At 61.2% G+C, this 21718-nt stretch carries 19 protein-coding genes; 10 read left to right on the top strand and 9 right to left on the bottom strand.

The window, feature by feature from the left end:
• The first annotated feature begins 107 nt into the window (after window positions 1–107).
• From V8359_RS11080 to V8359_RS11070, 3 genes are read left to right on the top strand one after another with little or no spacing between them, the layout of a single operon-like run.
• Window positions 108–1361: an MFS transporter gene (locus V8359_RS11080; RefSeq protein WP_336428922.1), complete on the top strand. Its 1254-nt coding sequence runs from the start codon at window positions 108–110 to the stop codon at window positions 1359–1361.
• A 47-nt stretch (window positions 1362–1408) separates the two neighbouring features.
• A complete protein-coding gene (locus V8359_RS11075) occupies window positions 1409–1753 on the top strand; it encodes a DUF2794 domain-containing protein (protein WP_336428920.1) in 345 nt (114 codons plus the stop codon).
• A 10-nt stretch (window positions 1754–1763) separates the two neighbouring features.
• A complete protein-coding gene (locus V8359_RS11070) occupies window positions 1764–2606 on the top strand; it encodes a class I SAM-dependent methyltransferase (RefSeq protein WP_336428919.1) in 843 nt (280 codons plus the stop codon).
• On the opposite strand, the gene speB is transcribed toward V8359_RS11070, so the two are convergent.
• The 4 genes from speB to V8359_RS11050 form a co-directional block, all read right to left on the bottom strand.
• The gene (gene speB / locus V8359_RS11065; protein ID WP_336428918.1) at window positions 2603–3574 is read right to left on the bottom strand and encodes an agmatinase; all 972 of its coding nucleotides are present in this window, start codon (window positions 3572–3574) and stop codon (window positions 2603–2605) included. The two genes, V8359_RS11070 and speB, sit on opposite strands and share 4 nt — an antisense overlap.
• Complete coding sequence (locus V8359_RS11060; RefSeq protein ID WP_336428917.1) at window positions 3571–4458, bottom strand: C40 family peptidase; 888 nt, start codon at window positions 4456–4458, stop codon at window positions 3571–3573. Before V8359_RS11060 ends, speB begins: the two co-directional genes overlap by 4 nt.
• Window positions 4458–5837, bottom strand: a complete 1380-nt coding sequence (locus V8359_RS11055; RefSeq protein ID WP_336428915.1) for a leucyl aminopeptidase family protein — start codon at window positions 5835–5837, stop codon at window positions 4458–4460. Before V8359_RS11055 ends, V8359_RS11060 begins: the two co-directional genes overlap by 1 nt.
• Before the next feature lie 87 nt (window positions 5838–5924).
• Window positions 5925–6305 carry a hypothetical protein gene (locus tag V8359_RS11050; RefSeq protein WP_336428914.1) on the bottom strand — a complete coding sequence of 127 codons (381 nt, stop codon included), beginning with the start codon at window positions 6303–6305 and terminating at the stop codon, window positions 5925–5927.
• Between the two features lie 157 nt (window positions 6306–6462).
• Here V8359_RS11050 and V8359_RS11045 point away from each other — a divergent pair, with 157 nt between their 5' ends.
• The 3 genes from V8359_RS11045 to V8359_RS11035 are packed head-to-tail and all read left to right on the top strand — an operon-like array spanning window position 6463 to window position 8430.
• Window positions 6463–7113, top strand: coding sequence for a carbonic anhydrase (locus V8359_RS11045; RefSeq protein ID WP_336428912.1), 651 nt, complete (start codon window positions 6463–6465; stop codon window positions 7111–7113).
• A 24-nt stretch (window positions 7114–7137) separates the two neighbouring features.
• A complete protein-coding gene (locus V8359_RS11040) occupies window positions 7138–8115 on the top strand; it encodes a sodium-dependent bicarbonate transport family permease (RefSeq protein WP_336428911.1) in 978 nt (325 codons plus the stop codon).
• A gap of 3 nt (window positions 8116–8118) precedes the next feature.
• A complete protein-coding gene (locus tag V8359_RS11035; protein WP_336428909.1) occupies window positions 8119–8430 on the top strand; it encodes a P-II family nitrogen regulator in 312 nt (103 codons plus the stop codon).
• An 81-nt stretch (window positions 8431–8511) separates the two neighbouring features.
• Here V8359_RS11035 and V8359_RS11030 read toward each other — a convergent pair whose 3' ends face one another.
• From V8359_RS11030 to V8359_RS11020, 3 genes are all read right to left on the bottom strand, one after another.
• Window positions 8512–10149, bottom strand: a complete 1638-nt coding sequence (locus tag V8359_RS11030) for a mucoidy inhibitor MuiA family protein (protein WP_336428908.1) — start codon at window positions 10147–10149, stop codon at window positions 8512–8514.
• Between the two features lie 216 nt (window positions 10150–10365).
• The gene (locus tag V8359_RS11025; RefSeq protein ID WP_336428907.1) at window positions 10366–11388 is read right to left on the bottom strand and encodes an aspartate-semialdehyde dehydrogenase; all 1023 of its coding nucleotides are present in this window, start codon (window positions 11386–11388) and stop codon (window positions 10366–10368) included.
• 75 nt (window positions 11389–11463) lie between these two features.
• Window positions 11464–12639 carry an MFS transporter gene (locus V8359_RS11020; RefSeq protein ID WP_336428906.1) on the bottom strand — a complete coding sequence of 392 codons (1176 nt, stop codon included), beginning with the start codon at window positions 12637–12639 and terminating at the stop codon, window positions 11464–11466.
• Window positions 12640–13095: 456 nt separating this feature from the next.
• Between V8359_RS11020 and V8359_RS11015 the strand changes: the two genes are divergently transcribed.
• The 4 genes from V8359_RS11015 to V8359_RS11000 all read left to right on the top strand — a co-directional run bounded on the left by V8359_RS11015 (window position 13096) and on the right by V8359_RS11000 (window position 17389).
• Window positions 13096–13536: an ion channel gene (locus V8359_RS11015; RefSeq protein WP_336428905.1), complete on the top strand. Its 441-nt coding sequence runs from the start codon at window positions 13096–13098 to the stop codon at window positions 13534–13536.
• Between the two features lie 239 nt (window positions 13537–13775).
• Window positions 13776–14786, top strand: a complete 1011-nt coding sequence (locus tag V8359_RS11010) for a glycosyltransferase family 2 protein (protein ID WP_336428904.1) — start codon at window positions 13776–13778, stop codon at window positions 14784–14786.
• Window position 14787: 1 nt separating this feature from the next.
• Entirely contained in the window at window positions 14788–15516 is a 729-nt protein-coding gene (locus tag V8359_RS11005; RefSeq protein WP_336428902.1) for a class I SAM-dependent methyltransferase, read from the top strand.
• 7 nt (window positions 15517–15523) lie between these two features.
• Window positions 15524–17389 carry a GtrA family protein gene (locus V8359_RS11000; protein ID WP_336428901.1) on the top strand — a complete coding sequence of 622 codons (1866 nt, stop codon included), beginning with the start codon at window positions 15524–15526 and terminating at the stop codon, window positions 17387–17389.
• Window positions 17390–17517: 128 nt separating this feature from the next.
• Here V8359_RS11000 and V8359_RS10995 read toward each other — a convergent pair whose 3' ends face one another.
• Together V8359_RS10995 and V8359_RS10990 are read right to left on the bottom strand one after the other, a co-directional pair.
• Entirely contained in the window at window positions 17518–20601 is a 3084-nt protein-coding gene (locus V8359_RS10995; RefSeq protein WP_336428900.1) for an efflux RND transporter permease subunit, read from the bottom strand.
• Entirely contained in the window at window positions 20598–21701 is a 1104-nt protein-coding gene (locus V8359_RS10990; RefSeq protein ID WP_336428899.1) for an efflux RND transporter periplasmic adaptor subunit, read from the bottom strand. Before V8359_RS10990 ends, V8359_RS10995 begins: the two co-directional genes overlap by 4 nt.
• Window positions 21702–21718: the final 17 nt, after the last annotated feature.

Here is a 21718-nt window from a genome sequence, read left to right as displayed (position 1 = left end):
TTCCGCAGTGGCCGACAAAACCGGGTTTCCGCTTCTGGGTAAAACGGTCTAGGCTCGGCGGACAAACCGGACGCCACCCAGATCGCAAGACAGGCAGCACCGACCCCGTGACCGACACCCCCGAGGCCCCCCACCCGGCTGTGCGCACCGTGGCGCTCTACCCGTGGTTCAAGCTCTGCCAGAACCTGCTTTTCTGGCAAGCGATGTGGTTTCTCTTCTTTCAGTCGCGGCTCTCGGCGGCCGAGGCGATCTTGCTATATGCGATCTACGATGTGGCGACCACCGCGCTCGAAGTGCCGTCTGGCTACATGTCTGACCGGCTCGGGCGGCGCGTCACGCTTCTGGCGTCGGGTGCTTTCAGTTTTGCATCCATGCTGCTCATCGCCTTTGGCGATAGTTTTGCCGCTTTCGCGCTGGCGCAGGCGCTTCTGGGGGCCGGGATGGCCTTTGCCTCGGGCACGGATACGGCGCTGCTCTACGAATCCCTCCACGCGTCGGGACGCGCGGATGAAGTCGAACGTCAGGAACTGCGCGCATGGCGCTTTTCCTTCGTAGCTCTGGCAACCTCGGCGGTACTCGGCGGGTCTATAGCCTTGATCGCTCCGGTCTTGCCTTTCTATGCCAGCGCGTTGGCCTTCGCGGCGATGTTCTTCATCGTTCTGCGCTTTCACGATCCCGACCTCGATATGACCGATTTTCCCGAAGGGGCCGAACTGGCGCGTCTCGACACGCTTCGCGCAACCTTCGCTCAACCCGCCTTGCGTTGGCTCTTTGTACTCAGCATCGTCATGTACGGATTCAGCCATATCCCGTTCGTATTCGGCCAGCCCTTCATCGAAGAGGCACTTGCCGCACGCGACCTTGACGCCGACGCGCCATTTGTGAGCGGCATTGTCACGACGCTGATGATGTGCCTTTCGCTCTTGATGTCGCTCCTCGCACCATCCCTTCGGGAACGGCTCAGTCTCGGGTCGATGCTGCTTCTGGCCTTCGGGATGCAGATCGCTCTCACCGGGGCGCTGGCACTGTCGAACGCGCCGATCGTGATCGCGCTTCTTTTCCTGCGAATGGTGCCCGACGCATTGTCCAAACCTTTCATCCTCGCCCGTATTCAGCCCGCCCTCGCCAGCGCCTCGCGTGCGACATACATTTCGCTACAAAGCTTCTTTGCGCGCATTCTCTTTGCTGTCTCGCTCTATCTCGCCTCCGGCTACGGCTCGGGCACCGGGAGCCTGAGCTATCCCCAGATGCAGACCATTCTCGCGGCCTATGCGCTGACCGGTCTAGGCATTTGGACCGGGCTGGCATTGACACGACGCAAGGCGCGGCTTGAGACGCCACCACCGGCCAAGGTGGCCTGACACCGATTTCCCTTGCCAAACAATCCGTTTGCCGCAAATCTGACGCCATGACATTTCAGTCTCACAGCCCCGTTCCGGGACCGGGCGGCGATGAGCAGGTCGCCTTTCACCGCACCGAATTGTCGGTGATCCTGTCGCTCTACGGTCGCATGGTGGCGGCAGGCGAATGGCGCGATTACGGCATCTCCTGCCTCCGTGAGGTGGCGGTGTTCTCGGTCTTTAGACGCTCCGCTGAAAACCCGCTTTACCGGATCGAAAAACGCCCCAAACTGCGCGGCAAGCAGGGACAATATGCTGTGCTTGGTATGGATGGGCGCATCCTCAAACGCGGTCACGATCTCAAATCAGTGCTCCGCGTGCTTGAACGCAAGCTCATTAGGGCGGTTGAATGAAAGGGCGCTCATGTCCATCGTAAACACCGAGCAGGCCGACTACTGGCAATCCGAGGCGGGCCGCAAATGGGTGACGCACAAGGATGCGCTCGACACGCTCATGGCGAACGTGCTTGACGCGGCGCTCAGCGCGGCCCGGCCCGGCAGAGGCGAAGATGTCCTCGACATTGGCTGCGGGACGGGCGCAAGCACCGCGCGCCTTTCGGAGATGGTGGACGCACACGGACACGTCACAGCGATCGACATCTCATCCACACTTCTTGCGCTTGCGCGTGAGCGCGTCACCGCAGCGAATGTCGATTTTCTACACGCAGATGCACAGTCGTATGAGTTCACGCGGCAATATGATCTGCTGTTTTCGCGGTTTGGTGTCATGTTTTTCGATGATCCGGTCGCGGCCTTTGCAAACCTGCGCCGCGCGGCACGGCCCGGCGCGCGCCTTGCGATGATCTGCTGGCAGGGGATGCCCGCGAACCCGTGGTTCCAAATCCCGTTCATGGCCGCGATCGACCGGCTTGGACGACCCTCTCCACTTCCCGAGAACGCCCCCGGTCCGACCGCCTTCAAAGATATTGAGCGGGTCACCGGCGTCCTGTCGCGCGCCGGATGGAGCGACGTGGCAGGCACCCCGGTCGAAGTCGATCTCATCCCGCCACAAGACGTCCAAGACGCAGCGGATTTCGCCGCCACTCTTGGGCCCGCGTCACGCACTCTTGCCGAAAAGGGCGGCACGGACGAGGATCGCCGCGCCATCACCAAAGCTATCGCCACGGCGCTTGAAGGCTACCGCAGCGATGCGGGGATTGCGGTTCCCGCGCGGCTCGTGATCTATACCGGGCGAAACCCGGATTAACCCGCGCGCTCCGACACTTGCGCCGCCATGATGCACAGGATTTCAAACATCACAGATACGCCAAGAAACGCCGTGCCGCCGCTCGCGTCGAAAGGCGGTGACACTTCGACCATGTCGGCACCGACAATCTTGACACCCTCCAATTCGCGGCAGACCTGCAACGCCTGATAGGAATTGGGCCCACCCACTTCGGGTGTGCCGGTGCCCGGGGCAAAGGTCGGATCGACAAAGTCGATGTCATAACTCACGTAAGTATCGCCATCTCCTGCGATCTCGCGCGCTTCGGCCATGACATCCTCGACCCCGCGGGCATGAAATTCTTCGATCAGGATCAGGCGGATACCGTTCGCCTTGGCAAAATCTCGGTCCTCGGTGTCGTACATTGTCCCGCGCAGACCGATTTGCACGACGCGCTTGGGATCAAGCAGCCCTTCCTCGACCGCCCGCCGAAACGGCGTGCCATGCGTGTACATCGTGCCACCAAAATAACTGTGAAACAGGTCCGTGTGGCTGTCGAAATGGATCATTCCGACGGGCCCGTTTTTGGCCACTGACCGCAGCACAGGCAGAGAGGTCAGATGATCGCCTCCCGCTGTCAGTGGCAGGATACCTTCTGCGACAACATCGTCATAAAAGGCGGTGATCCGCTCCATGCTGTCCATGATATCGGCCGGGTTCGGTCCCACATCACCCAGATCGGCACAGCGCGCGCGCTCGAACGGGCGAACCCCGCTCACCGCGTGTTGGGCGCGCATCATGGTAGAGGCATCGCGAAGCTGCCGCGGGCCATGTCGCGGGCCGGGGCGGTTCGTCGTGCCGCTGTCCCACGGCACGCCGATCAGGCCGATCTGAACGTCGCCCCACCGGTCATGGCCCTGCGGCACATGCGGCAGGCGCATGAAGGTCGGCACACCCGCGAAACGCGGAAGATCAAAGCCCGACACGGGGTGAAAAAATTCGTCGCTCATTTCAGTCCTCCCAGACGTTTTCTAGATGTCACCGGGCCATCGCCCTGCGCCTCGATCCTATTGATCGCCTCTGTCAAAGGTTCATACGCGACGGCCATGTGATGCGCATTCGCATGCAACAGAAGGTCGGGCCCGGCCACCCAGCCCACATGCCCCTGCCAGAACAAAAGATCACCTCGCATAAGCGGCGCATCCTCAGGAAGGTCAGTCCCAAGCGCGGACTCCTGCATGTCGCTGTCCCCGGGACAGGGAATGCCGCACATCAGGCACCCCAACTGCACGAGCCCCGAACAGTCGATCCCCCGGGCCGAATTGCCACCCCAGAGATAGGGTACATGGAACAGCCGTTCGGCCACCGTGACCGGATCGGTTTCGAGGACGTCCAGAGGGCGCAGATGCACGGTCGGCACATAGCAGTTTGGCGCGTCCTCGGCATCGACCAGAGCCGACAGGACGGGCCACGTTACCGCGCAAAACGCTCCCACCTGCCGCACTACGCGCAGGCGCGACCCGATCGAGACATCCCATGACCTGCGCGCGCTCTTGATATCCGGCGTGCCATATTGATGCGTGGCCTGTGCCGAAACCACGTGCGTCGCGTCTTCGCACGGCGCTTCTTCTATATTGAAGGTTCCGATCCAGCCGACATATCCATCCCGGTCGGCCATCACAAAGGCATGCCCATCGCGCTGATCAAGCACGGTCATCCGCTCCCCCAGAACCAGCTGCCGCAACAGGCCGCCATTCAGCGGTTCCGAGACGAGATCGGCCACCTCGGCCACCACCATGGCGGGCGTCCCCTCGGTGAATGTCTTGGCGTCCACCTGGCCGCGCAATGACACATGTGCGACCTGTCCGTTGAAGGGAGTGATCCGCGTGTCCATCAAAGGTTCAGCAGCCCGGGCAACGCCATCAAAAGGGCCCGCGCGCCCATCCCCACGCCGCCTTTGGGCCGCGCCGGTGCCGCGCTCGGGGTCCAGCCGTAGATATCGAAATGCATATAGCGCGCTTCACCGGCAAACCGCCGCAGGAAAAGCGCGGCGGTGATAGATCCGGCGAACCCGCCCTTGGGCGCGTTGTCCAGATCGGCGATGCCCGGCTCGATCATCGCCTCATAAGGCGCGTGAAACGGAAGCCGCCAGACCGGATCGGCCACCGCGCGCGACGCCTGTTCCAACGCCGCGGCATCGGCATCGGCATCGGTGTAGTAAGGCGCAATATCCGGGCCAAGCGCGACACGCGCCGCGCCGGTCAGCGTCGCCATCGACACCATCAGGTCGGGGGCGTCCTCTTCTCCAAGGCTCAGCGCATCCGCCAGCACAAGCCGCCCCTCGGCGTCAGTGTTATTGATTTCGACACTCAGGCCCTTTCGCGACGTGAAAATATCCCCGGGACGAAAGGCATTGCCCGCCACCGCGTTTTCGACCGCTGGGATCAGCACCCGCAGCCTGAGTTTCAGACCCAACGCCATGATCATCTGCGCAAGCCCCAGCACTGTGGCGGCCCCGCCCATGTCCTTTTTCATCAGCCCCATCGAGCTTCCGGGCTTGAGATTCAGGCCCCCGGTATCAAAGCAAACTCCCTTACCCACCAGCGTCAGGCGCGGGCCCTCGTCACCCCAGCTCATGTCGATCAAGCGCGGCGCCTCGTCCGAGGCGCGTCCAACCGTATGAATAAGCGGGAAATTCTCGGTCATAAGATCATCGCCCGCTGTCACCGCGATATCGGCTCCATGCGCCTGTGCAAGGTCGCGGCACGCGGCCTCGAGCGCGTTTGGCCCCATATCCTCGGCCGGCGTGTTGATCAGATCGCGGGTGAGCATCTCACCCGCTGCCATCGCCTCGACCCGAGCGATATCGACACCCTCTGGCGGCGTCAGCCGGGCCGTCGCGCGCGATTGCTCGGCGTATCTGTCAAAGGCATAACCGGCCAGAAGCCAGCCCAATGCCTCTTCGGCCCGAAGCGTCGCATCCAACCCCTCAAGGCTGTAGGTCCCTTCGGGAAGGGCTGCCGCCACCTGCGCAAGGTGAAAACGCCCACGCTGGCGCGCGTGCGCATCTCCATATCCGGCCAGCACCATCAAAAGCGCTCCGTCCTCGTCGGGGATCATCAGCATCGCACCGAGTCCGGCCTTGAAACCCGCGCTCTTGACCCATGCCGCGACGCGATCCTCCTGCCCGTCGCACCACGACTTCAGCGCATTGGCCTCAATCACGTGTACGGGAATGGCATTGGAATCTGGCGAAGCGAAATTCGGAGGCATGGGCCGGGCCTTTCGGGACAGGACTGATGGATCGCAGCCTATCCACGCGTTCGCTGGCTGCAAGCCCAAAGGCGAAATGCCCGTCGTTCAGAGTGTAAGGTCCTGCAAATCCCAGATTTCGCTCAGTGAGCGTTCGCCGATCCTGATCAACCGCGTCAGGGTCGCGGCCACGGCAATCTGATCACCCCGGTCCACACAAACGATCACATCCATCGCAACCCGCGCCAGCGTGTTCATCCCGATCTGTTCGGCAATGGCGACGAGGCTGCGGGTCGATTTTCGCATGTCCCCATGCCCCCCCTCCCGCCAGCATCGCTCGGCATGTGTCAACCGCACCGCCAGTTCCTCAAGCGCGCGGCACACCACATCCTCGGCCCCCGCCTCGCCCAATTGTTCGAATAATTTTTCAAGCTGATCGGAATCGAGATGCACGACCTCGTTCTGCTTGAGCATTGTTACCTGTTCCACGTCTCTCACCCGTTTGTTTTACCCCCGGAAGCAAGCGGCATCATCGCGCAGGCATGTTCCCAAAAGGTTGCGGCGTCTCCAGATTCTCTCTCGAATTCTTGGCGAATTCCGTCTATTCACAGCCACGTCTTCACGAAATCAGCCCCGGAGAGGCCCGATGCAAAACGCCCGTCCCCTGCCCTCCTATCTCGTTCAGCGCTATCATGGCTGGAAGGCGACCAGTTATTCCGACAATCAAAGCTGGTATCGCCGCCTTGCCGAAGAGGGGCAGCATCCGCGCGCGATGATCATCTCCTGTTGTGACAGCCGCGTGCAGGTGACATCCATCTTTGGGGCCGATCAGGGGGAATTCTTCATTCACCGCAACATCGCCAACCTCGTGCCCCCCTACGAAACCGATGGCGGTCAGCACGGCACCTCCGCCGCGATCGAATACGCGGTAACCGCGCTCAAGGTGGCGCACGTGATCGTCATGGGGCACTCCAGTTGCGGGGGCGTCAAAGGGTGCCTTGACATGTGCTCGGGCAACGCCCCGGCGCTTGAGGAGAAAACCAGCTTCGTGGGCCGTTGGATGGATATCCTACGCCCCGCCTATTCCCGCGTGAAGGACATCGACGGGGTCGACGAACAGGCCCGCGCCCTCGAAAAAGAAGCGGTGCTTGTCTCACTCGGAAACCTGATGACCTTCCCGTTCGTCGCCTCCGAAGTCGAATCCGGCCGGCTTACTCTGCACGGTATCTGGCTCGATATCGGCGAAGGTCAGGTTCAGCATTACAGCGCCGAAAACAAAAACTTCAGCCCCGTCTGACACCATCACAGAAACGATCCCACCATGCCCGAAATTCTTGCCCTCGCGGCCTCCAACATCGTCTCGCCGATTGTGCTTTCTTTCGCTCTTGGGCTGGCCGCCGCGCTCGCCCGGTCCGACCTTTCGATACCCGAGGCCGTGGCCAAGGGGCTTTCGATCTACCTGCTTTTCGCCATCGGCTTCAAAGGCGGGGTCAGCGTGGCCGATCACGGCATTGACGCCCGGCTCGGCTTTTCTCTGCTCGCCGGCATCGCGCTTTCGGCACTGCTGCCGTTCCTCGCCTTCGCGCTTCTGCGCTTGATGTCCCGGATGAGCACGCTCGACGCCGCGGCTGTCGCCGGGCATTACGGCTCAATCTCCATCGTGACCTTCGTTGCCGCCACCTCGATCCTGGAAAGTCGCGGCATCGCATCCGAAGGTTACATGGTCGCCGTGGCCGCCGCGATGGAAGCGCCCGCCATCCTATCGGCGCTCTGGCTCGTTTCGCGCGGCTCGGACGGGCGGAGCATGGGCGCGGACCTCTGGCATGAAATCCTGCTCAACGGCTCTATCGTGCTGTTGGTGGGGGCGTTTCTCATCGGCTGGATCACCGGCCCCGAGGGTCTTGCCGAGATCGATGCCTTCATCGTCGCGCCTTTCAAGGGCGTGCTCTGCCTTTTCCTGCTCGACATGGGCCTTGTTGCGGGGCGCGGTATGCGGCAGGGGCGCGAGGCACTGGGACCGGGCGCCATTGCCTTCGGCATCCTGATGCCGTGTCTGGGAAGCTTTGCGGGGCTGGCCTGCGCACTCGTGCTTGGCCTTTCGACCGGCGGTGCGCTCCTGCTCATGACCCTTGCCGCCTCGGCCAGCTATATCGCCGTTCCGGCAGCCATGCGCGTGGCCCTCCCCGAGGCCAATCCATCGATCTATCTCACGCTCTCGCTCGGCGTGACGTTTCCTTTCAACCTCACCATCGGCATCCCGCTTTACCTTGCGCTCGCCGTATCCGCGACCGGAGGCTGACCTATGCAGACCCACCTTGCCAAGCGCGTCGAAATCACCATTGAAAAGGTCATGGAGTCCCGCCTTACCACCGCCCTCAGCGACGCGGGGGTCACGGGATATACCATCCTGCCCGTGCTGGGTGGGTCGGGTCGCTCTGGGGAATGGAGCCGCGCCGGGCAGGTCAGCCGCGCCAGCGGCATGGTGCAGGTCATTTGCATCATCCGGCCCGACCGGCTTGACACGCTGCTCGACGCGGCTTTCACGGTGGTCGAGCGGCATATCGGCGTGGTCTGTGTCACTGATTGCGAAGTGCTGCGCGCCGAACGGTTCTAACGCAGTCTCCGTCCGGCGGAACCTCCCACGGCTTTCTCCGCGTGCGCCAGGTCAGCCATGGATCGCGCGGGCCCCAAGGCCCTAACGCAAGACCTTGCCTTCCGGCCACTCCAGCCATTGTTCAAGCGTTATCACCCGCGTCGCGCCCGCAGCCACATCGAACCGCCATTCCAGTATGCCGCGCTCTCCCTCGACATCGCGTGTATCGGGCATGGGGTCGGCGTCCCATTCGATCTCAAGGCCCTCCTGCTCGGAATAGGGCACCCGATCAGTCAGCCGCACAGGCCAATCACGGCCCGTCAGATTCTCCACCTCGATCCGCACTTTTTCATTCAGGTCGTTTGATCGGCTGATCACACCCCGATCACCTTCTTGGCGCTCCTCGACCTGTCGCTTGAGGCGCAGCCCCTCGATCGGTCCAAAGGCGATATCCGTCTCGGCCCCCACCGGTACAAGATCAGTAAAACCACGCCCCACGAACCGCTCGCCCAGATATTTCATCACCTCGCCCGGCAGAATGAGCTCACCAGTCTCATTCGTCATATCCGCCATAAGGAAGGCCGTGCGATCCGCCAGCGGCACGGCACGGGCATAGATTTCGGTCTCTGTCTCAAGCTGGCCAAGTGCGATACGCACCCGGTCCGCGTCCGAAGCCAGCGAAATCCGCTCGGGATAACTGTAAGTCACCGACAGCCCATCATAGCGCGCATCCGCCTGAATGACGGGCATCGGCTCGGCGGCGCTTGCCTTGCGCTCTTCGGAATAGGATGGCTCCAATTGCACGTCACTGACCGACCCATAGCTCTCCGCGCGCTTGGCCTTCTGCTCGTCCTCAATCCAACGTCGCCACGGATGCACCTGCGACGGGGCGGTTTGTTCGGATGGGCGCACCGTCGAAAGGGTCAGCGCGACATTCTCCCAATTCTCGCCCGTCGACTGCGAAATGAATGCGCCACGCTCGATACCGAGCGCGCCGCTCTCCCGTTCAAGCCGCATGTCATAGACAGGCGACCAAGCCGCCTGCGCGACACTGTAGCTTAGTGTCACCTCGCCGGTGGCCGGCTCCGGCGTGCTGACGGACACGGCAAGCATGGCGCGCGGCGTGTCCTGAGGCACAAGCGCCGCCAGCGCCTCGCGCGCTTTCTGCAAGTCTTCCCGTATGTCCTTGAGGTCGCGCTCGGCGGCGTCCGCCCGAAGCGTCGCTTCGTGCGCGGCTTCCTTGGCGGCAAGTGTCTCCTCTCCGATCATCTGCGACAGATCCCGCAGCGCGGCGACGTCCATCTGCGCGACGCCATCGCCCTCACCCAGCGCGGACAAGAACGCGACCCGCGCCTCCGCGGCTTCCTGAGCAAGACGAATGCGACGTATTTCGCTCTTTGCATCGCGTAATTCGCCCTCCAACCGCTCAACCCGCGCCTCGGCGGCTTCGATCTCGGCCGATTTCGTTTCGTCGCGCGGCGGCACATAATCGCGCCGCGCCGTAACCGCACCCAATGTCGCGCCATTCACCGACACCCGCACCGAACTCAGATCGGTGTTGCGCGGCAGATCAAGCAGGATCAGATCATGCTGCCCCGTCGGTATCTCGAACGCGGCCTGACGCTCCACTCTTCCACCTTGCGGATAAAGGGTAACGGCGTTGACATCGGACGCCAGCGGAATGTCTTCGGCCCAGAGAAGCGTGGGAAAAACGGCCAAGAGTGCAGGCAAAGCGCGCATGTGAAATCCTCCATGAACTATCACCTGTATTGTTTCGCGCTACCCGCGCGATATGCAAGCGCGCCGCACCGCATACGCAGCATCCTGCCCGTTTTCACCCTATGCGGGCGGGACTGGGCCGAAAACGGCAGGGCACCGAGCGGCATGGCGTCTTGAACGCCTTTACCGACAATCAGATCTAGCCAAGCGCGGGAATCAAGGCCGCGGTTGCGCGCCTCACCCCTTCTTCAAAACCCGCTTACCCAGTGTCTCGGCGATCTGCACGGCGTTAAGCGCGGCGCCCTTGCGGAGGTTGTCACTGACGCACCACAGGTTCAGCCCGTTTTCGATGGTCGGATCCTGACGAATGCGGCTGATGAAGGTGGCGAAATCTCCGACGCATTCCTTGGGCGTCACGTAGCCACCCGTCTCACGCTTGTCGATCACCATGATACCGGGGCTTTCGCGCAGGATGTCGCGGGCCTCGTCCTCATCGAGGAACTCCTCGAACTCGATATTGATTGCCTCGGAATGGCCCACAAACACCGGCACCCTCACACAGGTTGCCGTGACTTTGATCGCGGGGTCCACGATCTTCTTGGTCTCGACCACCATCTTCCACTCTTCCTTGGTCGAGCCGTCTTCCATGAAGACGTCTATATGTGGAATGACGTTGAAGGCGATGTCTTTCGGGAACTTCGAGGGCGGCACTTCCGAAGTCGGATTGTAAACGGCCTTGGTCTGATCCCAAAGCTCGTCCATCCCCTCCTTGCCCGCACCGCTGACCGACTGATAGGTGCTCACGACCACCCGCTTGATCCGGGCACGGTCATGCAACGGCTTGAGCGCGACAACCATCTGCGCGGTGGAACAATTGGGATTCGCGATGATGTTTTTCTTGGCATAGCCCTCGACCGCCTCGGGGTTGCACTCGGGCACGACAAGCGGCACGTCAGGGTCGTAGCGATAGAGCGACGAGTTATCGATCACCACACAGCCCGCTTTCGCAGCGAGAGGCGCATATTTCTGTGTCGCCTCCGATCCGATGGCGAAAAGCGCGATATCCCACCCGGTAAAGTCGAACGTATCAAGATCCTTGGTCTTCAACGTCTGGTCGCCAAAGCTTACCTCGGACCCGAGAGACCTGCGGCTGGCAAGCGCCACGATCTCATCGACCGGGAACTCGCGTTCCGCCAGAATGTTGAGCATTTCACGACCCACGTTGCCCGTGGCGCCTGCGATGACGACCTTGTAACCCATTTTGTTCACTCCCGCTTGCTAGGGGTTGGTTGCGCGCCTCATACCCCTATCGGGAGGCAGAGGAAAGGGGGCCGATCACCGGGCGTGGTCACCACTCCAGAGATAGATCAGCGTGCCGGTCAGGGCGATGATTCCGAAAAAGGCGAAAAGCGCGGCATAGGCTCCTTGCGTGCTGTAATCCGCCTGCACCGCCACATGAAGTGGCGCCGTTCCGAACTGGATCAGGCCCGCACCGCCGATCCCGAACAGGTTCATCAGCGTCACCCCCCGCCCCGCCAGCGCCGGCGAGATGAAGCTTCGCGCATGTGCGATCACGACCGGAAACGATGCGCCCGACAGCCCGATCAACGCGCATAGAACGATCGAAAGCCCAGCCCCCGCCCCAACGCTCAGCGCCAGAATCAAGCACAACAGACCACAGGCCAGATTGGCGCCGAAACACACCCATTTCTGCGTGCCGAAAACCCGGTCCAACGGCCCTATTATGAAGGTTCCCGCGATCATCGCCACCCCCATCGCCAGCGTTGCCTGCCCAATCTGGACCGTGCTCAGGCCGTGAACGTCCGACAGGTAAGGCCCGATCCACAGCCCCCGGATTGCCGCCGTGGGCGCGTATGCCACGAACATCAACGCAAAAATCGGCCAAAGCGCGCGCATCCGCAACAGATCGAGGATCGACCCGCGTGTGCCGTCGGTCACTTTCTCGGGGTCGCGCACCACGATCCAGATGCCAAGAGCGCATGCCACCGATATCACCGACAACCCGCCAAGCGCGATGCGCCAGCCGAACGTCTCGGTGGCCCACGCCATTGGCCAGGATGCCACAAGGTTTCCCAGTGACCCGACACCCAGCATCACAGCGGCCAACGTGGCGAACTGCGCCGGCCCGAACTGCCGCGCGATGATGTAATAGGCCGCCATCAACACCGGCGAACACCCCACCCCGATCAGCGCCATGGCAACGCTGACATGCACCGGGGTCGCCGCCACGGCAAAAAGCGCGGCGCCGCCGCCCCCGCCCAGCAGTAGAAGGGTCGACGCCGTGCGTCGCGGGCCCACCCTGTCAAGCGCCCAGCCCACAAAAGGCTGCATCGCGGCAAAGACAGCGAACCACAGCCCCGAGGCAAGCGCCAGATCGCCGGGTCCCGCGCCCACATCACGCTCCAGCGCCTCCCCCAAAACCGCGAGGAATGCACGAAAGAACTGACTCAGCACATAAGCCAGACAAAGCAGGATAAGTCCGGCACGCATGGTTTCGTTATCCCCGGGAAGGTAAGTGTGGAGATGACTGCCATCCTTCCCCCGCTTTGACAAGCCCACCCCGCGCGAGGGTCAGCTTGGCTCTTCAGGGATGTTTGGGCTCAAACCGCCTTATCGGTGCGCGGAACGCCGAAGGGTCACGGGCGTTGGACGCGAAATAAATGCACACGCTACGCGATGAATGGTGGCGGTCGCCGTGGTTGCAAAATGCCTTTATTCGGGGATGAGATGTTCGGCAAAACGAAACGGGGTTGATCACGAGCTGCGCCGCCTGCCGGTCAAAAGCGCAATTCATCCAACCTCGGAGCGCACAATATCGCCTGCGAACAAATCAATCCCCCGCCAACTGCCTCGCGCGATTGCCAATGCAGGGACGGCAAGGCACCCTGTGCCACAAGCGCCATGGATAAACCTGAGTTGAAAATTGCCCCGGAAGGTTGAAGCGGAATGAACATACTGATCATCCTTGTGGTTGGAACACTGCTGATCTGCACAACTGTCTTGGTTCACTATGAAGTGTTGCGCATGACGGGTCGCCTCATCCGGCATTTGCCCATCCGGCCGCGACAGGGCGTTCTGGTCGTCATCCTTGCCTGCCTCGCCGCGCACCTTGTTGAGATCGGCCTCTATGCCATCGCCTTTGCGGCTCTGCATGAACGCCCCGGCTTTGGAAGCATCGAGGGCGAGTTCGTGGAGGGGGTGCTCGACTTCTTCTACTTCTCGATCACCAGCTACACGACCCTCGGGGTGGGAGACGTCTATCCCAAAGGTCTGTTGCGCCTGCTCGCCGGGATCGAATCCCTGAACGGTTTCCTTGCGATCACGTGGTCCGCGTCCTTCACTTATCTGATGATGCAGCGATACTGGCATCCTGAGCGGGATGAGTAGGGCGTTTCGCCCCGACCCGAAACATCCGCGCAAACCCGACCGAGCAACACTTTGGCTTTCATTTCGACGGCACAACACTGACGTTACAAACAGGCGTGGTAACTGCCTTTGGAGTGGCCTGAATTGTCGGTTTGTATGTGATTTAACTTATGATCGTTCCGTGCAGGCCATAATTTCGCCATTCGAGAAACCTTCAATACAGGTCATGACTGAACCAAGGATTAGAATGGCCCATTACAATGAGCTTGAATAACATCATCCCGTTCTCGGAAGAGCAAAAGGCGACTCCTGGCTCTTGCTCCACACGCACGGTTACCTTGATTGTTCCCGTCTATAACGAAGAAGAGAGCATTCAGCCGTTCCTCGACAAGGTGAGCCCGGTCGTCAACGGCATCGCAACCGGGGTCAAGTTTGACATCCTGTTCGTCAACGACGGAAGCCGTGACGCCACCGAAAGGCTGATCCTGTCCGCCGCGTCGTGCCGCAGCGATATCTCACTGATCAATCTGTCACGCAATTTCGGCAAGGAAGCCGCGCTTTACGCCGGTATGTGCCACGCAAAGGGCGCGGCGGTTATCCCGCTCGATGTCGATCTGCAGGATCCACCCGAAGTGATCGTTGAGATGATCGCGCGCTGGCGTGACGGGGCCAAAGTGGTCAACGCGTGCCGTGCTCGGCGCCCCGGCGACAGTTGGCTGAAAAAGGCCACCGCAAATGCTTTTTATCGTGTGTTCAACACCCTCGCCGAACAGCCGATCCCCCGGGGCGTAGGGGATTTCCGCCTGTTCGACCGCGAGGTCGTGCAAGCGATCTGCCAGCTTGGTGAACGGTCGCGGTTCAACAAGGCGCTGTTCTCTTGGGTCGGATTCGAGGCCGAGGAAATCACCTATGAACGTCCGGCCCGGGCCGCAGGCGAAACCCGTTGGTCCTACTGGAAACTCTGGAAGCTCGCCCTTGACGGCATCTTCGCGTCTACCACGGTGCCGCTTCGGATCTGGACTTATTTCGGCATCTTCATGGCGCTTGTGTCGCTGGCCTATTCCGCCGTAATCCTCGGCAACACACTTTTGTTCGGTGTCGATGTCCCGGGCTATGCGTCAACCCTGATCCTGATCCTCGTGTTCGGCGGCATGAACATGTTCGCTCTGGGCATCATCGGCGAATATATCGGACGCATTTATACCGAAGTGCGTCAGCGGCCGGTCTATATCATCCGCTCGCTGCACCCCTCGACCGAAACGGAGGTCTGAGATGGAACGCAGTGTTTATGACCGCATGAACGAACTCGAATCCCGACATTGGTGGTTCACCGCACGCCGGGCGATCATCGCCTCGCTTCTTAAGCCGGTATTGGCGGGCAAAACCGATGCCGCGATCCTCGAAGCCGGTTGCGGCAGCGGCGGCAACCTTGCGATGCTGAGCGATTTCGGCAATGTCGACGCGTTCGAATTCGACGATGGCGCACGGCATGCGGCAAAAGGTAAGTCGGGGCTCGATATCCGTTTTGGCGCTCTGCCCGAAGACGTGCCCTTCGGCAACCAGAGATATGATCTTATTGGCTTGTTCGACGTGCTCGAACATGTCGAGGCTGACGAGGCGTCCCTTGCCGCCCTGTCTGAACGCCTTGGTGAGGGCGGCAAGATAATCGTGACCGTTCCTGCCTTCCCTCTGCTTTGGTCGACACATGACGAGCGTCACCACCATTTCCGGCGCTACACACGCGCAAGTCTTTCCGAAGCAGCCAAGAAAGCCGGGTTGAAAGTCAGCCATAGCAGCTATTTCAACACGTTCCTCTTTCCGCTGGCAGTGGCCGCGCGTGCCGTCAAGAAATTGACGAGAAGCAAGGTGCCCGACGACCGCTTGCCTCCCGCGTGGGTAAATGCGGTGCTGACCCGTGTCTTCGGCTTCGAGCGTCATCTGCTCGGCCATGTGCGCATGCCATTCGGCCTGTCGCTCGCCGCAGTTCTCGAAAAGGCCTAACCCGCTCATGCTCGGACAGCTCATCCGCTTTGTTGGTGTTGGCGGTGTGGCCACCCTTGTGCATGTCGTCATCGCGATGCTGATGCATGGCGTCTTGGGAACACCCCCACTTCAGGCAAATTTCGCAGGCTTCGCCAGTGCGCTTCTTTTCTCTTATATAGGCCATGCGCATTGCACATTCCGCGTATCGCTGAATCCGGGGTTTCAGTTTCTGCGTTTCGTGATCGTCGCACTTGTCGGGCTTACGATAAGTAGCGGCGCAGTCTTTCTGATTGATACCAGACTGGAGTTGGGTTTTGGCCCTGCCATAGCGGCTGTCGCGGTTCTGGTGCCCGTGACGACCTATGTGGCGCTCAAGTTCTGGGTTTTCGAAGCGACGGCGAAACCGGAGCAGACAGATTGGCTGGGGGTGGGGGTGTCCGGGGCGCTGGCGCTTGGCATTCTGGCGCTGTTTTGGGGGCGAATGATCAATCACGACACCGCTTGGTATCTGGTTGCCACGCGTGAATGGCTCGGCGGTGCCGCGCTTTATACCGGTCTCGTTGAAGTAAATCCGCCGCTCAATTTCTATTTCACCTTGCCCGCAATAGGGCTCGCCGATTTGTTCGGGATCAGCGACAGCAACGGTGAATATCTGGCTCTGGCGCTTCTGATCTTCCTGATCCTCCAATGGTGCAGCGTAATCGCGCGCGACGAGCTTGGCTTCTCAACCTCCCGTCGCCTGCTCTTGATAGGGGGTTTGGCCGCGGCGTTGGCTATGCCCGCACTCAAACATTTTGGTCAGCGCGAGCATGTGATGATTATCCTTACCCTGCCTTGGTTGCTGGGCGAGTTGGCCGCGACCCTGGCACCACTCAAACGGCGGATCAGCCGCGCGATGGTGGCCGCATTGGGGATCTGTCTCAAACCGCATTTCGTGCTGTTCCCGCTAATGGTGACGGTGCTGCTAGCGGTGCGTCAACGGTCGCTGCGGCCGTTCATTTCGGCGAGCAACCTGACCTTTCTGGCGGTCGGGCTCAGTTATGTCGGGTTCGTCGCGCTGCTGCACCCGTCCTACCTCTCGCATATCGTGCCTGTCGCACAGGAGGTCTATGGTGCCTATGGCGCGCCCTTCGATAGCGTGCTTCACTCGATCCGTGTCGAGCTGATACTGGTGGCGCTGGCCGTGGTTGTGGCGGCCTTAGGCGGTCTGCGTCAGTGGCAGGACGCCGCCTTGTTCGCCGTCGTGGCGCTGGCTGGGCTGAGTTCTTATGTCATTCAGGGAACCGGCTTCAGTTATCATGCCCTTCCCTTTCGCGCCTTTGCGATCATCGCCTGCTATTTCGTGATCCTCAGAAGCACGCGGCCCAATTCCGCCGCGATTGCCGCCTTGATCGTCGTTGCCGGGCTGATCGGCATGAACATCGAACGGGGCTTCTACCGAAACTATCCCGCGCAGGAGATCGCCCGGGTGGCACAGGAGCAAGGCAAGGTGGACAGCCTGATGGTGCTGAGTTCCCACGTTTACGCCGGTCCATCCGCAGCCATCGCGAGCGGCGCCAGATGGGTAAGCCGCTACCCAACGAACTGGCTCGTGCCCGGGGCCATGAACCGCCTTGCCGTTACAGATTGCACCCGCGCACCCGACAGCTGTGCCCGGCTCCAAGCCATCGCAGCAATGAACCGTACGGACAACATCGCGGACATAGCTGGGGCCCGTCCCGACCTGCTCGTCTTCGACCTTAGCACTGGTTATATCGACACGCCGGGGTTCTCCTGGGCCGACTTCATGGCAGAAGATCCCGCCTGGCCCAATATTCTCAACCGATATACGAAAATCGAGGAAACCAACCGCTTCGTCTTTTACATGAAAATGCCCGCATCAAAGCCGTGACAGGATCATGACCAAGCGCCCTCAACACGCTAGGGCTCAAAGGCTTGGCATGATGACTGGCGGCGTCATGCCTTACCTTTGACAAATCTCAGCCCTGGCCCAACACATGGGGTGCGCCATGGCCGCGCTCACTTGGCCATGTTCAGTTCACGCTCAAGCGCCATTTCGACCGCGCCACGCGGTTTGGTGAACCGGGCGAGAAGATCATAAAGGACCGGCGTCACGACCAGCATCAGACTTGCGGACATGGCAAGGCCGGCAATGATCACCATACCTATCGCATAACGGCTTTCGGCACCCGCACCCGTGGCCAACACAAGCGGCAGGGCCCCGAGCATTGTTGACAGCACCGTCATCAGGATCGGGCGTAGCCGCAGCACAGAGGCAAGGATCACCGCATCACGCACCGATTTTCCCTCGTCGCGCAATTGGTTGGCGAACTCGACAATCAAGATGCCGTTCTTGGCCACCAGCCCTATCAACAGAATGATCCCGATCTGGCTGTAAACATTGAGCGAAAGCCCCGCCGCGGCCATGGCATAGATCGCTCCCGCGACCCCTGCGGGCACGGTCAACAGGATGATGACCGGATGCATGAAGCTTTCGAATTGTGCGGCAAGCACCAGAAAAACAATCAAAAGCGCCATGGCGAAAACTGCGTTGGCCCCGGCCGAAGTATCCTTGAACGTCCGCGATTGGCCCTCGTAGCCAAGCTTACCGGCTGCCGGTATGATTTCCGTCGCCATATCCTCGAGCTGACCCAGAACAGACCCGAGATCGGCGCCCGGAGCAAGCGCCCCCGAGAGTTGGATCGAGGGCAAACGGTCGAACCGGCGCAGCGAAGGAGCGGCGGCGTTTTCCTGCATTGAAACCAGCGCGCCCAGAGGCACGAGCGTGTCGCTGTCGCTTGAGCGGATATAGATGTTGTCGATATCCGAGGCCGACCGCCGGTCGCGTTCTTCGGCCTGAAGAATGACCGGATATTCGCGACCACGGCTGACGAAGGTGGTGACCTGCCGCGAGGCGAGCATCGCTTGCATCGTCGAGGCGATTGTCTCGATCGAGATTCCAAGATCATCGGCGCGTTCGCGATCTATGCGAACCTCGAGCTGTGGCAGATTCTGTTCGAAATTGATTTCGGGATTCACCAGCCCCTCGATACCGTCGGCCCGGTCGAGAAGGGCAATGGACCAATCCTTGACGCTATCGAAATCAGGGCCACTCACAACGACACGAACCGGTGTCGAGTTGCCCCGCAAGCCCAGTCCGGCAGGCGTGATCGGAAATCCCCGCGCGATCGTCACCTGGTTCATTTTCGGCGCAACCCAACGAGCGACCTCATTCGCGCTCATCGTGCGGTCCTCCCATGGGGCAAGCCTGAAGACGACGAAGGACCGCCAGGCCCGGTTGCCCCAGCCAGTGAAGGTAAAGACGGTTTCGATGACCCCCTCGTCGCGCAACGGTTTGAGCAGCGCTTCGACCTGCTGCGCGGAACGGTCCGTATATTCCACCGTGCTTCCCTGAGGCGCTGTCAGTGGAACAAAGGCCACTCCGCGGTCTTCGCGGGGGGCCAGTTCACGCGGCAGCGAGGAATAGAAAAACGCGGCGCTACCGGTTACCACGATGCCGATTGCAAGCACGACGACCGGCATCCGCAGGGCCTTGTGCAGCAGGGCGGCATAGCCGCGCTGGACCGGACCACGCGGGCTATCGGTGTCTTCGGGCACGGTGCCACTGCCCTTGCTCAAGACCTTCGAGGCAAGCGCCGGACAGGCGGTCAGCGCGACGAAAGTGGAAATCGCAACCGTGCCCGCCATGACCCAGCCAAATTCGATGAACAGCCGGCCGACCTGTCCGGGCATAAATGAAAGCGGCACAAAGACCGCAATCAGCGTGACCGAGGTGGCCAAGACCGCGAACGTCACCTGCCGCGCGCCCTTCAGCGCGGCAACAAGCGGGGTTTCGCCATTTTCAATCCGACGCTGAATGTTTTCCAGCACCACGATGGCATCATCCACGACAAGCCCGATGGCAAGGAGCAGCGCCAACAGCGTGAGCGTATTGAGCGAAAAGCCCCAAGCGCCGATCAACACGAACGCACCGATAAGCGAAACCGGTATGGTGATGGTCGGAATAAGTGTCGCACGAAACGAGCGCAGGAAAACAAGGATCACCCAAACCACCAATCCCAGCGAGATCAGCAAGGCCGTGACCACCTCACGGATCGAGGCTCCGACGAAAAGCGCGTCGTCCGAACTGATCAAAAGCTCCATCCCCTCGGGCAGGGTCGGGGTGATCTTGGCGACCTCCGCACGCACGGCCTGGGAAATTTGCAAGGTGTTCGATTGGCTTTGCCGCTGCACCGCCATACCCACGGCATCGCGCCCGTCGCTGCGCACGACGGTGGTCTCCTCCGCCACCCCGGGCTCGACCCGCGCCACGTCACCCAGCCTGACAGGAAATCCAGCCACCCGGTCGAGAACGACTTCCCGGAAATCCTCGACACTCTTGAGTCGGCTATTAAGCCGCACGGTCAATTGCCGGTTGGTCGACGTCACCTCCCCGGCTGGCAATTCGACATTGTTTCGCTGAAGCGCGCTCTGGATATCGGCCACGGTCAGCTTGCGGGCGGCCAGCGCCCGGCGGTCAAGCCAGATACGCACCGCGAAGGCGCGTTCGCCATAGATACGCAGGTTGGCAACCCCATCGAGCGTGGCCAAACGATCGACGATGAACCGATCAAGGTAGTCTGAGATTTCGGCCGTGGTCATCCGGTCGGACACAACCGCGAGGCGCATCACCGGGTCGGCATCGGCATCGCTTTTCTCGACCTCCGGTGAATCGGCTTCCTCGGGCAGGTCGTCGCGCACGCGTCCCACCGCATCGCGCACGTCGTTGGCCGCCACGTCCACATCGCGACCGGCCTCGAATTCTATGGTGACACGCGACCGGCCCTGCCGGCTTTCCGAACTGATCGAACGGACACCTGAAATCGAGGCGACCGCCCCTTCGACGGTTTCGGTGATATCCGTGTCGATCACCTCGGGCGCCGCACCGCGATATGTGGTCGTAATCGTGACCACCGCATTATCGACATCCGGCAGTTCGCGGACCGGAATATTCTTCAGTGCCGTGATGCCGAAAACGATCAACAGCAAGCTCGCCACCGCCGCCAGAACAGGGCGGCGGACCGAAATGTCTGAAAGTGTCATGATCCGCTCTCCGCGTCCGCGGATGACGTATCAGGGCTCTCCAGAGGTTCGACCGCGCCACCATCGCGCACCCGGTGCAGCCCCCGAACAATGACCTCGTCACCTTTGTTCAGGCCGTCCATAATGGCGACAAAGCCGTTCTGACGCTGACCGGTTCTCACGACGACGCGCCGTGCCTTGCCCTCTTCGACAGTGAAGACATAGGTTTCGGCGGCCTGAAAAATGATGGCCTCGTCCGGCACTACGATGCGATCGGTCTGCGAAAGAGTCAGGTCCAGCGAAAGAAACATGCCCGCCGGCAACGTGCCATCCGGGTTTGGAATAATCGCGCGTGTGCGGAACGCTCTGCTGATTGGATCTATACGACTGTCGACCGCCTCTATCCGGCCCTCGAACTGCCGCCCCGGAAAGGCGACGCTGCTCGCGGTGATTTTCTGGCCGATCCTGACCTCGGCGAACAGAGTTTCGGGAAGTGAGAACTCCACTTCAACCTCGGAAAGATCGTCGAGCCGGGTAATCAGCGTGCCCGCGGTCACCCGGGCTCCTTGATCGACCTCGGACAACCCGACCACGCCAGCAAACGGCGCTCGAATGGTCCGCACGTCAAGCCGCTGATCGGCACGGTCAAGCTGCGCTTGCGCTTCGGCGAGCCGGGCCGTGGCCTCTTCCAGACCGGCTTCGGACACCGCGTTGGACCCCCGAAGCTGCGTCATGCGCTCAAGCATCCGGTTGCGCTCCAGAAGTCTGGCCTTGGCCTCGGTCATGTCGGCCCGGGCGATGGTATCGTCAAGCTGAACAAGGATTGCGCCTTGCTCGACATGCTGTCCGGGCGCAAAGTTAATATCCTCGATCCTACCGCTGGCTTCGGGGACTATCTCGATGGATTGACGCGCGCGGGTCGTTCCGACGGCTTCGATGGTTTCGCTCAATGTCCGAACTTCTGCCGCGGTCATTTCCACGGTTCCGGGCCGCGCCGCGGGGCGGCCGCTATTGTCTGCCTGCGGAGAGGTGGCGACAACGTAACGTTGATACCCCTCGTATCCGCCATAGCCCAGCCCCGCCAGCACGGCGATTACCAGAAGCTGCTTCCAAATGGACATGTGGTTGCCAATCCGAT

Source organism: Roseovarius sp. E0-M6 (genome assembly GCF_037083845.1).
In the GTDB taxonomy this organism is placed as follows: Bacteria; Pseudomonadota; Alphaproteobacteria; order Rhodobacterales; family Rhodobacteraceae; genus Roseovarius.
This window is presented reverse-complemented; position numbering and strand designations above follow the sequence as displayed.